Origin of the sequence: Gilliamella sp. Nev5-1 (genome assembly GCF_001690895.1) — a bacterium.
In the GTDB taxonomy this organism is placed as follows: domain Bacteria; phylum Pseudomonadota; class Gammaproteobacteria; order Enterobacterales; family Orbaceae; genus Gilliamella; species Gilliamella apicola_C.
The window spans coordinates 1-15,778 of sequence record NZ_LZHO01000004.1; the positions used below are offsets into that span (position 1 = coordinate 1).

At 31.3% G+C, this 15,778-nt stretch carries 10 protein-coding genes and 1 pseudogene; 2 read left to right on the top strand and 9 right to left on the bottom strand.

Annotation, left to right across the window (positions count from 1 at the left end; genetic code table 11):
• Positions 1-347: 347 nt before the first annotated feature.
• The 6 genes from A9G41_RS00165 to A9G41_RS00190 all read right to left on the bottom strand — a co-directional run bounded on the left by A9G41_RS00165 (position 348) and on the right by A9G41_RS00190 (position 9,340).
• A complete protein-coding gene (locus A9G41_RS00165; protein ID WP_075539161.1) occupies positions 348-2,288 on the bottom strand; it encodes a peptidase U32 family protein in 1,941 nt (646 codons plus the stop codon).
• A 133-nt stretch (positions 2,289-2,421) separates the two neighbouring features.
• Complete coding sequence (gene htpX / locus A9G41_RS00170; protein ID WP_065582671.1) at positions 2,422-3,291, bottom strand: protease HtpX; 870 nt, start codon at positions 3,289-3,291, stop codon at positions 2,422-2,424.
• A 166-nt stretch (positions 3,292-3,457) separates the two neighbouring features.
• Positions 3,458-4,888 (bottom strand): glycosyltransferase family 2 protein, encoded by a 1,431-nt coding sequence (locus tag A9G41_RS00175; protein WP_065582672.1) that lies wholly within the window; start codon positions 4,886-4,888, stop codon positions 3,458-3,460.
• Between the two features lie 439 nt (positions 4,889-5,327).
• Positions 5,328-6,968, bottom strand: coding sequence for a stealth family protein (locus tag A9G41_RS00180; protein ID WP_075539162.1), 1,641 nt, complete (start codon positions 6,966-6,968; stop codon positions 5,328-5,330).
• 74 nt (positions 6,969-7,042) lie between these two features.
• Positions 7,043-8,134, bottom strand: a complete 1,092-nt coding sequence (locus A9G41_RS00185; protein WP_065582594.1) for a stealth family protein — start codon at positions 8,132-8,134, stop codon at positions 7,043-7,045.
• Between the two features lie 9 nt (positions 8,135-8,143).
• Positions 8,144-9,340, bottom strand: coding sequence for a capsule biosynthesis protein (locus tag A9G41_RS00190; RefSeq protein ID WP_082259595.1), 1,197 nt, complete (start codon positions 9,338-9,340; stop codon positions 8,144-8,146).
• A gap of 149 nt (positions 9,341-9,489) precedes the next feature.
• Between A9G41_RS00190 and A9G41_RS00195 the strand changes: the two are divergent.
• Positions 9,490-10,098, top strand: a pseudogene (locus A9G41_RS00195) (integrase core domain-containing protein); the annotation flags it as partial.
• Positions 10,099-10,370: 272 nt separating this feature from the next.
• Here A9G41_RS00195 and trhP read toward each other — a convergent pair.
• The gene (trhP, locus tag A9G41_RS00200) at positions 10,371-11,714 is read right to left on the bottom strand and encodes a prephenate-dependent tRNA uridine(34) hydroxylase TrhP (protein ID WP_065581588.1); all 1,344 of its coding nucleotides are present in this window, start codon (positions 11,712-11,714) and stop codon (positions 10,371-10,373) included.
• Between the two features lie 500 nt (positions 11,715-12,214).
• Between trhP and argE the strand changes: the two genes are divergently transcribed.
• On the top strand, positions 12,215-13,372 hold the full coding sequence (argE, locus tag A9G41_RS00205) for an acetylornithine deacetylase (protein WP_075539164.1): 1,158 nt from the start codon (positions 12,215-12,217) through the stop codon (positions 13,370-13,372).
• 39 nt (positions 13,373-13,411) lie between these two features.
• On the opposite strand, the gene A9G41_RS00210 is transcribed toward argE, so the two are convergent.
• Together A9G41_RS00210 and A9G41_RS00215 are read right to left on the bottom strand one after the other, a co-directional pair.
• Positions 13,412-14,191, bottom strand: a complete 780-nt coding sequence (locus tag A9G41_RS00210; protein ID WP_065567205.1) for a ribonuclease Z — start codon at positions 14,189-14,191, stop codon at positions 13,412-13,414.
• A gap of 6 nt (positions 14,192-14,197) precedes the next feature.
• Complete coding sequence (locus A9G41_RS00215) at positions 14,198-14,425, bottom strand: YccJ family protein (RefSeq protein ID WP_065579400.1); 228 nt, start codon at positions 14,423-14,425, stop codon at positions 14,198-14,200.
• Positions 14,426-15,778: the final 1,353 nt, after the last annotated feature.

Sequence of the window (15,778 nt, forward strand, 5' to 3'; positions counted from 1 at the left end):
AAAATCAATGTGTTTTCTGACTGTTTTTATTGTGTTTATTTACAACGGTACTTTCTGCCACCTCATCACCTTTGTTTCGGATACTTACAATTAAGCTTGGTGCCACTTAAACAGGCTTTATGTTGCTAATTAAAGTGTGTTGATAGGCAAATGCCTATTTGATTAACCAAGCATAGTTTCACAAATAGGCGCTTTAGTGATAATGAATAAACTTAGTTTACAAAACAGGTAATTATAGAATTAATTCCAGCTTGCATTACTAACTTTATTTTTTGAAACTACTGCTTTATATCTGTTCTCATCAATTTAAAACTAAATTTTTTTGTTATTTTTGTTATTATAGTAATTTAATTCTTTGTCATAAAAATAACATCACTACCAGGTAACGGTTTTTTTAAGATGTGGCTTTTGATTTTTCCCCAAACTTGCATTTCACAAGCTTTACAATTGAACTTTAATAATAATTCTTCATTGTTTTGAATCAATTTCATTGGCGTTACTTTGTTTTTTACTCCTTGGATTCCTTTTGCTTGTTTTGGACATAAATTAAACGCAAATCGTAAACAATGTTTCGTTATCATTAGTGGGACATCATCTTTTATTTCGTGTGCTTCATACGCACTTTCAATTAATTTTACGCCATGTTGTGCATAAAATTCCTTAGCTTTATGGTTATATACATTGGCTAAGTAACTTAAGTGTGTCTCTGGGTAAATTGGTGTTGGTTTTAATTCTGGCTTACGTGTCTTACAATGATAATTGGCTAATCTAGCGGCGGTTAAATTATCGATAATTTCTCTTCTAAATTGATTTAGTCGGCTACTTGGAATAAAATAAATTTTTGACAAATTCATTTTAAATTCAATTAGGTGATATATTGTTTGCCCTATTTTAGATAAGTTATCTCTAATATTTTTCACAAATTTATCTGGTTGTTCTGCAAGATCAAATTCATCCTTTAATGCTAATTCAACACAAATACCCTCTTCACTTTTTGCTATTAATTCAATACCTCCTTCAATATTATGTAATTCAAATGATACACCTATGCGACGATTACTTGTTTCTTTCAATAAATTTTGCTGCCACATATGATCGAGATTCCGATTGACCATATAAGGTAGTTTAACGGAAAAAAGTGGTTTGGGAATTTCATTTGGGTAAATGCGGTATTGATTAGCCGAAAGTTTCTCTACTTTGTCAGCTCTAAATCCAAAAATTTCTCTTTTTATCAGTACATTTAAACCATCACCATTAGTTAATATTTTCTCGGATCTGATATCGATAGTTTTAGATGTAACTTTAGTTATCTCACCAACCTGCAAGCCAATAAATTTAGGTGAATTGAAGGCGCCTATATCAGGCTTTCTACCGTTTATAAAATAATCAGTGCTTCCTCGATGAAATGTTCGGTTGGGATCTGGTGTAAAAAAGTGCTCTGTACGACCACTTGATGCAAGTAAGAAATTTGATGATTTAGCTAAAATATTATCTAATTTTTGGCGATAAAATGCTGTAATATTTTTTACATAACTTAAGTCTTTATAGCGCCCTTCTATTTTGAATGATCTAACACCAGCTTGAATTAATTCCATTAGATTATCCGATTGATTATTATCTTTCATTGATAATAAATGTTTTTCGTAAGCAACAATACGACCTTGGTCATCTTTTAAAGTAAAAGGTAAGCGACAAGCTTGAGAGCAATCTCCTCGATTAGCACTGCGCCCTGTTTGTGCATGAGAAATATAACATTGACCTGAAAAAGCCACACAAAGTGCTCCATGAATAAAAAACTCTATTTTCGAATCAATTTTTTTATTAATTTCATATATTTGAGTTAAATTAAGTTCTCGTGCTAAAACTATTTGTGAAAATCCAACATCAGATAAAAATTTTGCTTTTTCTGGTGTTCTAATATCCATTTGAGTACTAGCATGTAAATCAATGGGAGGTATATCCATATTCAAAATTCCCATATCTTGTACAATTAATGCATCAACACCCGCATCATAAAATTGCCATATGAGTTGCCTTGCTGGTTCAAGCTCATTATCGTGAAGAATGGTGTTTAAGGTTACAAACACTTTTGCATAATAACGATGAGCAAATTCAACTAACTGGGCAATATCGCTAACAGAATTCCCTGCATTATGCCTAGCACCAAAGCTTGGTCCACCGATATATACTGCATCTGCGCCGTGTAAAATAGCCTGCTGTGCAATTTCAATATTTTTGGCAGGGCTAAGTAATTCTAATTCATTTTTAGCATTATGATAGGATGGCATTATAAACTCTTTTGACAATGGGATTAATTGACGCTCTGTTCTTTATTTGACAAGCATTATTGTTAATTTAATAATGCTTGTCAAAAGCTTTCAGATAATTGTACGTTTGTATATAATTTTTGTTATAGAATGATTAGTTTTGGTAAGTCCTATTCTGTAAAGCCTTGATTCGTTTTTCTAATGGTGGATGAGACATAAACAATTCAGAAAATTTCGCTTTTTTTGCACCATTAATACAAAATGCCAGAATTGAAGTATCTTCACTTGGTTCATGGCTGGTTTTTAGTTTTTCTAACGCAGCAATCATTTTTGTACTGCCTACTAATTTAGCCGAACCAGCATCAGCATGAAATTCTCGATAACGAGAAAACCACATTGCGATAAGGCTTGCTAAAATACCAAATACAGTTTCAAAAACCATAACTATCAAGAAATAGGTTAACTGTGATAAACCACGATTACGATCATCCAATGCTTGAGCTACAACAGATGCTAACATTCTTGAAATAAAAATAACAAAAGTATTGAGTACACCTTGTAATAAAGTCATTGTGACCATGTCGCCATTAGCAACATGACTCATTTCATGACCAATGACCGCTTCTGCCTCATCTTGAGTCATTGTGTTTAATAAACCAGAACTTACTGCAACAAGAGAACTATTTTTGGTGGCACCAGTTGCAAAAGCATTAACATCCTGAGCATGATAGATAGCAACATCTGGCATTTTTATATTAAGCTCGGTTGATAAACGGCGAACAACATCGAGTAACCACTGTTCTTGATTATTACTAGGTTGAGTAATAATTTGCCCTCCTACTGACCGTAAAGCCATCCGTTTAGATAAAAGAAGAGATATAAAAGATCCACCAAAACCAAATAGTGCTGCAAAAATAAGTAAACCTAGCGTACTATGTGAATCAACACCTAAGATACTTAGAACAATGCCAAATACAAACATAACGGCTAAGTTAGTTAGAATAAATAATCCAATTCGCATCATATAGTTTCCTTTTTATTGTTGTTTTTAATTATTAAATAATAGATGATACATAACGATAGGCATGTAAAAGCTTTCCATAATAAAAGTAAAAAGAGCTTAGCTATGAAAAAATAACATGGATACATCATCTGTTAAATATGTTTATGAGTCTCACTGTTATATATTACTACAATTCTAGTTTTGGTAAAAAAGAGGAACAAAAATATTTTTCATTGATGAATACCTTATAAGCATCACACCCTTGTTTTCCATAATTTGTTAAAAAGGAGCAAATATCATCTTTTACATCCAAATTAGTCTTATAAGCCTTAATAATAATATTTAACAATTCACCAAATAATTCAAATTTATTAAAAGGTGGTAAATTGATCTTTGAAATATTCCGCATACCCTTTTCTGTTCTTGCCATTCTTGCTACTCGATGAAAAATGATTTCTTCTGCATTTGGAGCATACTTAATCAGATTTAGTAACATTGTTCTTTGTGATGGAAAATTATCTGGATAAAATGTGTCAGATTCCACATTTCCTACAATAAAAATACTTATTTTTTCAATGGGTATATTTAACCATGAGATATTTAAAATAAAGCCAATTGATTGATCACAAAATCTTTTATTTGCAACAAATATAAATTCAATTTCATTGTTAATCAAAATTCTAATTTTTATACTATTGAGCTGACTATTTATACGACCAACTATCCAACGCCGATCAATTGATATCAATTGAGTATAGTTTTCTTTTATTTTTTCAATTTTAATATTATTTATTTTAAGTTTATAGCTTAAATATGTGATTCTGTCTTTTACCTTGTCTAAATAACGGTATATTTCAGTATTAATAGTTGGTTGACAATTATATTTATCAAAAAGTTGAAGGGTCCTAAAAGCTACTTGAGCTCTATCAGCTCTTCCCATTAAACGGCGCCTTTCCCATTCTTCTTTCGACTTTGTGAAATAGTGGTGAAAAACTCCATACCCTAATGTTGGTTTTTTTAATGAAATTGGTTCAGCTTTCCACTTAGGTAAAGAAAATTCATTATCTATATAACTTCCGTCTAAAATATCACATATATGAGTTCTCATATTAAAAACTTTAGATGGTTTAAAAATTGATTTGACAGATGAATGAGGTTTCTTATCACAATGTGTGAATCGTTCTAAGACAAGCCTATCATCTTGTGTTACTAATCCACTTGACCCAAATAAAAGCCAAGGGATAGCAATTGCAGCAACATCTGTTTTTGTTTCTTCTGCAGCAGAAACAAAATCTCTGATATCACCTTGCTTAGGTAAAAAAAATTCATCAATATCACAAATCATAACCCACTCAAAAAGATAGCTAAAATTCTGAAGAAAATGAGAATATGCTTCTCTTTGTGGTGGAATATCCTTTTTTCTTGGCCAATGAATCCTTGTGATTTCACCAATCGCATCAAGGTTGATAAGTAATTCAGATGTTCCATCATCACTAACGTTATCATATAAAAATATGTGATCTATCCCAATAGATTTTTGATACGCAATCCACTCCATAATATATGGAGATTCATTTCTACATATAGCGCAAACAGCAAATAAATTTTTTTCCAACATTTCTATATTCCTAATAATTTTAAACTTTCATAGGGAACGATGATTACAATATTCAATATTTTTTATATTGATAATAATTATCAATTTTATATAAAGCGAATTCTGAATTATTAAAACTAATTGCACACAATATATTTAGAAAAATATTTCCATTTTTTATTAGTAGCTTTCAATAATTTTTTTATTATTTGAGCTAGTACGCTACCAGCTATTGAATATGTTTCAACATATTTGACAACAGCAGATTTGGAGACAACTATGATTCCATTTCAATAGGGCATTTGGTATGGATGGTAGCATTTTACCTATTCACATAATGCCCTATTTAACTTTCTAAAGTGCTAAAGTGCGTTCTATGGAAATGAGAATAATATAATTACCATATACTATGTCAATCTCGAAAAGTTTTTTGTTCGTGATTTATATTACTCGTTCTTAATTACTTTTCAAATGATGATTTTAAAGGAAAATAAGACTCTAAAAAATCAATTGTCATATCATTTACAGGTAGAAGTCTGTCTTCGGGAACTGCAACATCATTAATACAAATAGTTTTGTATTTTCTTGTTTTAAAAACTCCATTAAACTGTTTATCAATCGTTTTTTTATATAAAGCTAAATAACGATGTGACAATTTAGATGGAACAGCTAATCCTTTTTGAAATCCGTAATGATACTGCATAAATGCAATCGGTCTTAAATCATTTTTGGATCTAAATCTTTCTTTTTCACATTTAGAAAAAGCAGCTTCAAATTTATTTTCTAGAAAATATAAAAGACTTCTTCTAGATGGATAAGGACAATGTAACATTATATCATTACCAGATTTTCCAAAATCATTCTTAATTAAGTTAATTGCATTGCGATCAGATAATAAATATTCTTCTCTAGAGTCATCAATATCTGCTTCATATACTCTATTCTCTGATGGGAAATACTTCATAATACCATTAGCAAAGAAAAAATCACTTGGCGTACAAAAATCAGTTAACATAAAATCATCATTAAAATAAAGGAAATGTTCAGATAATCCGTCTATATGGTGAAGCTGTGTTTCGATACTACTTGAATTAAAAGTAGGTAAAGCGTCTTTATTTTTATAAATATCTTTATGATCAATTAACGTAATTTTTTCATTGCTTATATCTAACCATTCTGGCGTTTGCCCGCAAGTTACAATAAAAATCTTTCTTATAAATGGTGCAAACATCTCAATAGATCTTAACAAATATTTTAATTCATTTCTATTTCGAAAGCGTTCATCTTTATTTGCCCTACCTTCTCCTTCTAATGAATCATTAATATTATTAGAATATAAATCTTTCTCTGCTTTCCACTCAGTATCGTCTCCATTAACCCAAGTGATAACCGCATCGATAGGAAAAGAATAACAAATTGAGCTAGATTCTAAATATTCATCTAAATTTTTATTACAATTAACATAGCTTTTAAATGTATCTATAGTTAATTTACTAATAAATTTATTACTTCCCTTAATCGTATAAAGAACTAGATCAGAATATGTTTCTTGCTTGCTCCAAAAATATATTCTTATAAGTGAATAGTATTTATTTGAAAAAGATTTAGTTGAATATTCATTTTCGATATGAATTAAATCAAAATATTTAAGTTGAGGAATGTCTACTTTTTTCTTAATATTTTTTATTAAGAAAAAATCATTATCAACTTTTAAATAGTAATCTCCTTCAGAGAACCAGTATTGCAGCATACTTACAAAAAGATTCATATCTTTATAATCAATATGAATTCCTTTCATCCAAGGATCTTCTGTTGCACCAGTCATAAAGGGAATATTTACTAACTTACAAAAATCCATTAATCTTTCATAAAATAATTGACCATTATTGCTGATGGCAACTCTTTGATAATAAATTGGGGCTTTATTTTTTTTCTTATCTTTAGTTTTATCTTTAGTTTTATCTTTAGTTTTATCTTTAGTTTTATTGGATGCAATATCCGATATTTCTGGTAAAACAATTTTTCTTCTTTTAGCTTTATAATCATCAAAAAAAAGTTTAGGATTGCGAAATAATTTCCTTGCTTTTGCTTTAAGTTTCATGAGACCTCTTTTATTTACTTTTTATTTACTTTTTATTTACTTTTTATTCCATATAATGAAATATATTTTTTATATTATCTATAAAAACTTTTCAAAAATATCATTAAATTATTTTTATCGTATAACAAAGATGCTTTTTGTGTACTAAAATCATTAGCACAAATAGAGTGCGGTAATATTTTCTTTTTCTTTTTATGACTTAAAATATTATAGTTTGTGTTAGCAAATGCTGAGCGAATATTAAAATAATAACAGATATCTCGAGCCAATATTGACCGCCCCTCAAGATACATCATCCATGGTATTAAAAAAGTTGCTAAATTAATATCATTATTAGCTCTAAAACGATTACTGATAAATCCATTGATATCTTTACTAAAATAAGACCATGCATACTTAAAATAAGATTTTTTCAATGGTACGTAAGTATGGACTAAAGGAATATTTATATTTTTGCCATATTTTTTTAATAATAATTGCCTGGAATTTAAGCATGCTGCTAATGTAGGTGTGTTTACACCTTTTTTAAGCATATCATCTAAGTTTCTTTTATTTAAAAATAGAGATGTTAAATTATTCCCACTTAGAAAGTGAGATTTTGGTAATTCTCTAGCGACAAAAACATCGTCATTAAAATAAATAAAATTCTCAGATAAGCTAGGTATATTATGAAGATGGGCTTCAATAACATGAGAATTAAATGTCGGAAGATATGTTTTATCTATTATTTGATTATGATCAACAACAATAACTTTATTAGGTAATGTAAATTCTGGAATTTGATTATCTGTAACTAAAAATATATTTCGTACCCATGGCATAAAAAGATTAATGCTTTTAATTACATAAAATAATTCGCCATGATTTTCAAATCTCGCATTATCTATAGATATTGGGTTCACTACATTTATGTTTTGCTGATTTTTATAGTATTCTAATTTTTTTACCCATTTTGGATCGTAATTATTAACCCAAGTAATAACAACATCAACAGGGTCACAACTTGTATTAATATCTATGTTATATAATTTAAAATCATTTGTAATTAAAATATCTTCCTCAAAAACATCATGATTTTGCTCATCAAAAGACAACGGATATTTTTTTATAAAATAATCTCTGAAAAATATTTGAGGATTTTTTAAAAATTTAGTAAGTTTACTCATATATAATATCTATAGACTAATATTAAGTTTAAAATCCTTATAATAAATGGATCCCTTAATTTGGGATTTATTACACAAATAACTTCGATATTTTTCAAATAACAGAATATCAGGTTTCTGTCCTTCTTTCCAAAAACGGTCTAACCCATATTGAAAAGTCAAACCTTGTATATCATAATGAGCATTGCTTAACGCTATTACTGGTAATCCATGGATAAGTGCTGATAACCCACAGGTGCTGTTAACTGTAACTAATCCTATTGCTTTTCTTAATAAAATTGGCATAGGGATGCTGTGGATATATATAACTCTTTTGCTTACACCATAGCGATTAGCTAATTTTTTTATTAAACGATTATAATTATTAAACCCCTCGTCCATTGGGTGATGTTTTATTAATAAATAGCTCTTTTCATCAGCAAACAGAGAAAATGAGCGAATAACTCTAAAAATATACGATTTCATTGAATGGTAATGACTATGAACCTGTATTTGGAAATCTTGATTACATTGCAAAGGAAAAATATAGAATGGTTTATAATCATCGTTAATGATATTCTTTATCAACCTAGGTTGGGTTAATTTTGCTTTGAATTTTCTGATTAAAGCCAAGCTCCAACGAGAAGCATAAAAAAGTAACGAAGTCTTCCTATGGTGCACATAATTATAATATTTGTATTTTTTTAATAATATAAAAATATAATATGTAATACTATAATAAACCATTGAGTAAAAATGAGACTTTTCCTTTCTATCATTAATAGGTGTAATTTCAATATTCTGATAAAAATCATGATTTTTAGGCAAAAGAGAAAAACCATTAACTCCATTTTTCTCAAATGTAATATAATGTGGTCTAAAATAGCCTTCTTCAAACACCCAAAACGATAAATTTGAATTAGAATCTACTATTGACTTCGCTATCTTATGATAAATACGGCAATCACCAAAAACAACAATGGCATCAATAGCATTCTGTTGGATATAATTTTCTAAAAATTGAGGAAAAGCGTCAATCGATTCGCAGAAAGAAACGCTATTTCGTGGGTAGAAATGTTCATCACCTCCATTTAAATTTATTTTATAAACATTACAGCCAGACTTCTGTAACCACATTCCTACATTTTTGAAAAAAGGACCTATAGGACCTTGTAACAAGAGTATATTAGTTTTGGTGCTAGCTAGTTCGTATAAATAATGGTTCATTATGTTCTTTTAAAAAATTTTAAGTTATTTTATGCAAAATTAAGATAATCAATTACCCTAGCCTAACATAAAAATATAATTTACTGTATTTTATCACAAATAAAACAAATAATATTAAATTTTTTACTAAAAGAGATAACTTGTACCACCAAATAGCTGCATTAGAAAAGAAAAAGCACGATGATGAAGCTTGTGGTGAAATAGAAACCGCTCATCCAGATTATCTTGGCTCTCAAGATATGTTTTATGTTGGTAATTTAAAGGGTGTCGGTCGGATTTATCAACAGACTTTTATTGATACTTATTCTAAGATTTCGCATTGTAAATTGTCTGTGGCCAAAATGCCAATTACAGCAGCCGATTTACTCAATGACAAGGTCTTACCATTTTATAATGCTCATCATTTGCCAATGCTTCGAATATTAACCGATAGAGGAACGGAGTTTTGTGGCACTATTGAAAAGTATGATTATCAACTTTATCTGGCGATTAATGATATTGACCATACTAAGACAAAATCTATGTCGTCACAAACGAATGGGATCTGCGAGCGCTTTCATAAAACTATTTTACATGAGTTTTATATGGTGACATTCTGTAAAAAGCGCTATTCAGATTTAGAAACACGCCAAACAGATCTGGGCAATTGGCTGCATTATTACAATAATGAACGAACTCATCAGGGAAAAATGTGCTGCGGTCGAACACCAATGGAAACATTGTTTCATGGAAAACGGATCTGGGAAGAAAAAATCTGAACTCGATTTAACCTGCCAGATACCCAATAAAAACTGGTAACTGTTAGATTAGGTTTGAGCTAGTATACCTAAATTCGTTTTTAGTTAATCTTTCAATGCTGTAAACTCGTTCTTTTTGGTCTCGCATCTTGTACTCCTTAGGTTGGTTTGGGATGTTTTGGACTGAATTATAACCAAATTTGTGGAAAGGCTCGCATATAGGCGATCCTTTCCACCTGTCCTAAAGGGTAAAATTTAGGGATATGATAACCTACTCGTTTGATAAACTGTAATTATTCTAAATTACGCATTAATAAAGCATAATTCAGATCAATATCTTCGGGAATGGGAATATAAACAATATGACCATCGCCAAGTCCTGCTGGCACTGATTGCCCTTTTCTATTTTCCATACGTTCAATAATAAAAGTGGTATTGCCCTTTGGGGTCATCATTTCAACACTATCGCCGACAGAAAATTTATTTTTTACAATAATTTCAGCGAGACCATTTAATCGCTCACCACTAAATTCACCCACAAATTGTTGTCTATCAGATACTGAATGACTATGTTCATAGTTTTGCATTTCTTCATGCTTATGGCGACGTAAAAAACCCTCGGTATAACCGCGATGAGCAAGCGCATTGAGTTCTTGTAACAAACGAGGATCAAAAGGTTTACCCTCGCTCGCGGCATCAATCGCTTGGCGATATACTTGTGCTGTTCTTGCACAATAATAAAAAGATTTTGTTCGGCCTTCAATTTTGAGTGAATGTACGCCAATTTTAGTCAGGTCGCCTACTAACTCAACCGCTCTTAAATCCTTTGAGTTCATAATATAAGTGCCATGCTCATCTTCAAAAGCTTGCATATATTCGCCTGGGCGCCCAGACTCTTCAAGCATGAATACTTTATTTGTGGTCTGCCCAATACCTAATGTTGGCTCTACTTGTTGCACAGGGATGGGCTCACATTTATGTACAATTTGACCAACTTCGTCTTCTTTGCCTTCAGCAACCTTATATTCCCAACGGCATGCATTAGTGCACGTACCTTGATTGGAATCACGTTTGTTAATATAACCAGAAAGTAAACATCGACCAGAGTATGCCATACATAGCGCTCCATGAATAAATACTTCTAATTCCATTTCGGGCACTTTTTCACGAATTTCAGCAATTTCATCAAGTGATAATTCTCGGGATAATACAACTCGGGTTAAACCCATCTGGTGCCAAAATTTTACTGTAGCCCAGTTAACTGCGTTAGATTGCACCGATAAATGGATTTCCATTTCAGGAAAATGCTCACGAACTAACATAATTAACCCAGGATCAGACATAATAAAAGCATCGGGCTTCATGTTTACAATAGGCTCTAAATCACGAATAAAGGTTTTTAATTTAGAGTTATGTGGGGCAATATTAACTACCACATAAAACTTTTTGCCTTGGGCATGGGCTTCGTTGATCCCAATTGCCAAATTTTCATGATTAAATTCGTTATTGCGAACACGTAGGCTGTAGCGAGGTTGACCAGCATAAACGGCATCTGCCCCATAAGCAAAAGCGTAACGCATATTTTTAAGGGAACCAGCTGGCGAAAGTAGCTCTGGTTTTGCATATAAAGTTGTCATTAAAAAATGCCTCTGATTTCAAGTCAGTATTACTTATTTGTAATAGGTTAAGCAAAATAAGATGGGCATTTTACGCTTTAGCATATCTATTGGCAAATTTATTAGTTACCCTCAATAAACGCCCCTTTATTTTAAAGCGTATTTCTAGCTATTTAGCTTGGTAGTTGACAAGCTAAATAATCTATTTTATTAGCAATTAAAATGACATTATCTGGGAATTTTTTGATATTTCCTTGTTTTCTGAGCATATGATCAATATGTTTATTCAGCAATAATAAGCTATTTTATTAAAAGTTTAGTAGTAGCTTTTTAATCATTATGTGTGTTTAATTTATTAACACATATTACTTTATTTGAAATAACTTTACATATAATTAATGACCCAATATATAAAATACCGATTGAAAAGAATGGTAATTTATAGGCAAAAGATAATGTAAATGTTATGCTTACAGCATGTAAAAGTATATGTTTTCAAACTATTATTTAAAGGTAATTTTATGGCTATCCCTTCTTTTTTAACACTATATAACGAACTTGTCTCTACCCCGACAATTAGTAATGTCACTAACGAAAAATTGGATTATTCTAACCAACCACTTATCGAGAAGTTAGCTACTTGGTTTGAAGATTTAGGTTTTACTATTGATATTCAGCCTGTCCCCAATACTCGATACAAATTCAACATGCTAGCAACTTATTCAAACAGTGACAATAAAACGCAAGGCGGTTTATTACTAAGTGGGCACAGCGATACGGTTCCTTTTGATGAAGGACAATGGACAAAAGATCCTTTTAAGCTAACTGAAGAAGATAATAAGCTATATGGATTAGGTACTGCCGATATGAAAGGTTTTTTTGCTTTTATTTTAGAAGCGTTACGTGATATTGATCTCAAAAAGTTAAACAAGCCAATTTACGTTCTAGCTACCGCTGATGAAGAAACCTCAATGGCTGGTGCATCATTTTTTGCTAAAAACACCAATCTTCAACCTGACTGTACCATTATTGGCGAGCCAACATCTTTAATACCCATCCGTGCTCATAAAGGGTTTATCTCTAATTCTATAAAAGTAATTGGTAAATCAGGGCATTCTAGTGATCCAGATAAAGGTATTAACGCTATCGAAGTGATGCATTTAGTCATTGAACGCTTATTAGTCCTGAAACAGCAATTTAAACAGCAGTACCACAATGAGGGGTTTAGTGTTCCCTATCCTACATTAAATTTAGGTGTTATTCATGGGGGCGATGCAGCAAACCGTATTTGTGGTTGTTGTGAACTGGTCATTGATATTCGGGTATTGCCTAATAATGATATCGATTCGCTTTATAATACCCTTTGTGACGTACTTCAGCCTGTCATAGATAGATACCCAAATCGGGTTGAAATACAATACGAAGTTTCACCTATTCCAGGTTATGAATGCAAAAAAGATCATCCGGCATTACAGCATATTGAAAAGTTAGTTGGCCATAGTGCCGAAACAGTGAATTATAGTACCGAAGCACCATACTTAAATCAAATCTCACCAACTATTGTGTTAGGTCCGGGATCAATTGAACAAGCACATCAACCCGATGAATTTATTTCATTAGATTTTTTAAAGCCAACCAAAGCAACAATAGAACAATTAATTAAAGATTTTTGTATTTAGAACAGCCGTTTATTCGCCGATCATTTCGGCGAAATTTGTTTAAATTTCAAATGTGGAAAAATCGGTGGCTATTTCGGTATTAGGAAATATATTTTTAGCTTCGCTAACCAATTTATCATTATCATGTAAACTATATCTAGGGCTAATATGAGTCATAATTAGCTTTTTAGCATTAGCTTGCTTGGCTATTGTTGCGGCATGTGTTGTTGTCGAGTGGCCGCGCGCAATGGCTTTATCCGCTAAAGCATGTTCTTGTGTTGCTTCATGCACAAGGACATCAACATCTTTAGCAAGTTCAATCGACGCTTCACAAGGTATTGTGTCACCTAAAATCGCTAATTTCCGACCTTTTTTAAGGTCATTATATAAAATACGATAACCAAAACATGGCACGCGATGTTGTAATAATTTTGCTTCAACTCGAAACTGGTTATCTTCAAAAACGGTACAATCTTTTTCAAGCTCAATAATATTAAGCGGGTAGTTTAACCAAGAATCACTAATTTCAATGACCGTTTCGATAAACTGCTTAATACCTTTTGGACCAACCAAAATTAACGATGATTGATTTTGCATCAAAGATTGGGATGTTAAAACACCGGGTAGCCCAAACAGGTGATCACCGTGTAAATGTGTTAAAAAGAGGATCTCAAGTTTAGAAAGGCTAAATTTGGCTTTTTGCATTTGCATCTGAGTTGCCTCACCGCAATCAAAAAGCCATAAGCGCCCTCTTTCTTGCCTAACATCTAGCACAATACTACTCATGTTACGTTGTGCGGTAGGAGAGCCTGCGCTTGTTCCTAAAAAAGTTAACTTCATAAAAATCTAAATATTTTTGCGTTCAATGGTTTGCTCACCCCAGAACAGCCTATCAGCTTTAGTTTTAGCAAAAGCGAGCTTTAAAACTTCATCACTCCCTTCTGACCAAATCTGCTCAGCTAAAGTTTCGTCATTATTGGCTAATTCAAAAATAGCTTCGGCAATTTCAATAGATGTTTCACGAATAGTAGCCCAAGCTTTGATATCGTGCATTTCTTTTTTACCTACGTTCATTTTGCTACTCCTTTGGGTTGAATTTGATGTAAAATAACCCGATTTATTGCAAAATACAATAGGCAAAATATGTTATGATAATAATTATTTCACCAGCAAAAACCTTAGATTACCAATCACCATTATTAACCTAAAATTATACGCTTCCTCAATTTATTAACTCAACTAAAACCCCCCTATAAAAAATTCAAAAATAGCGTCGACAATTTCAATAAATATTTCACGAATAGTAGGCCAAGCTTTGATATCGTGCATTTCTTGTTTATCTACGTTCATTTTGCTACTCCTTTGGGTTGAATTTGATGTAAAATAACCCGATTTATTGCAAAATACAATAGGCAAAATATGTTATGATAATAATTATTTCACCAGCAAAAACCTTAGATTACCAATCACCATTATTAACCTAAAATTATACGCTTCCTCAATTTATTAACTCAACTAAAACCCCCCTATAAAAAATTCAAAAATAGCGTCGACAATTTCAATAAATATTTCACGAATAGTAGGCCAAGCTTTGATATCGTGCATTTCTTGTTTATCTACGTTCATTTTGCTACTCCTTTGGGTTGAATTTGATGTAAAATAACCCGATTTATTGCAAAATACAATAGGCAAAATATGTTATGATAATAATTATTTCACCAGCAAAAACCTTAGATTACCAATCACCATTATTAACCTAAAATTATACGCTTCCTCAATTTATTAACTCAACTAAAACCCCCCTATAAAAAATTCAAAAATAGCGTCGACAATTTCAATAAATATTTCACGAATAGTAGGCCAAGCTTTGATATCGTGCATTTCTTGTTTATCTACGTTCATTTTGCTACTCCTTTGGGTTGAATTTGATGTAAAATAACCCGATTTATTGCAAAATACAATAGGCAAAATATGTTATGATAATAATTATTTCACCAGCAAAAACCTTAGATTACCAATCACCATTATTAACCTAAAATTATACGCTTCCTCAATTTATTAACTCAACTAAAACCCCCCTATAAAAAATTCAAAAATAGCGTCGACAATTTCAATAAATATTTCACGAATAGTAGGCCAAGCTTTGATATCGTGCATTTCTTGTTTATCTACGTTCATTTTGCTACTCCTTTGGGTTGAATTTGATGTAAAATAACCCGATTTATTGCAAAATACAATAGGCAAAATATGTTATGATAATAATTATTTCACCAGCAAAAACCTTAGATTACCAATCACCATTATTAACCTAAAATTATACGCTTCCTCAATTTATTAACTCAACTAAAACCCCCCTATAAAAAATTCAAAAATAGCGTCGACAATTTCAATAAATATTTCACGAATAGTAGGCCAAGCTTTGATATC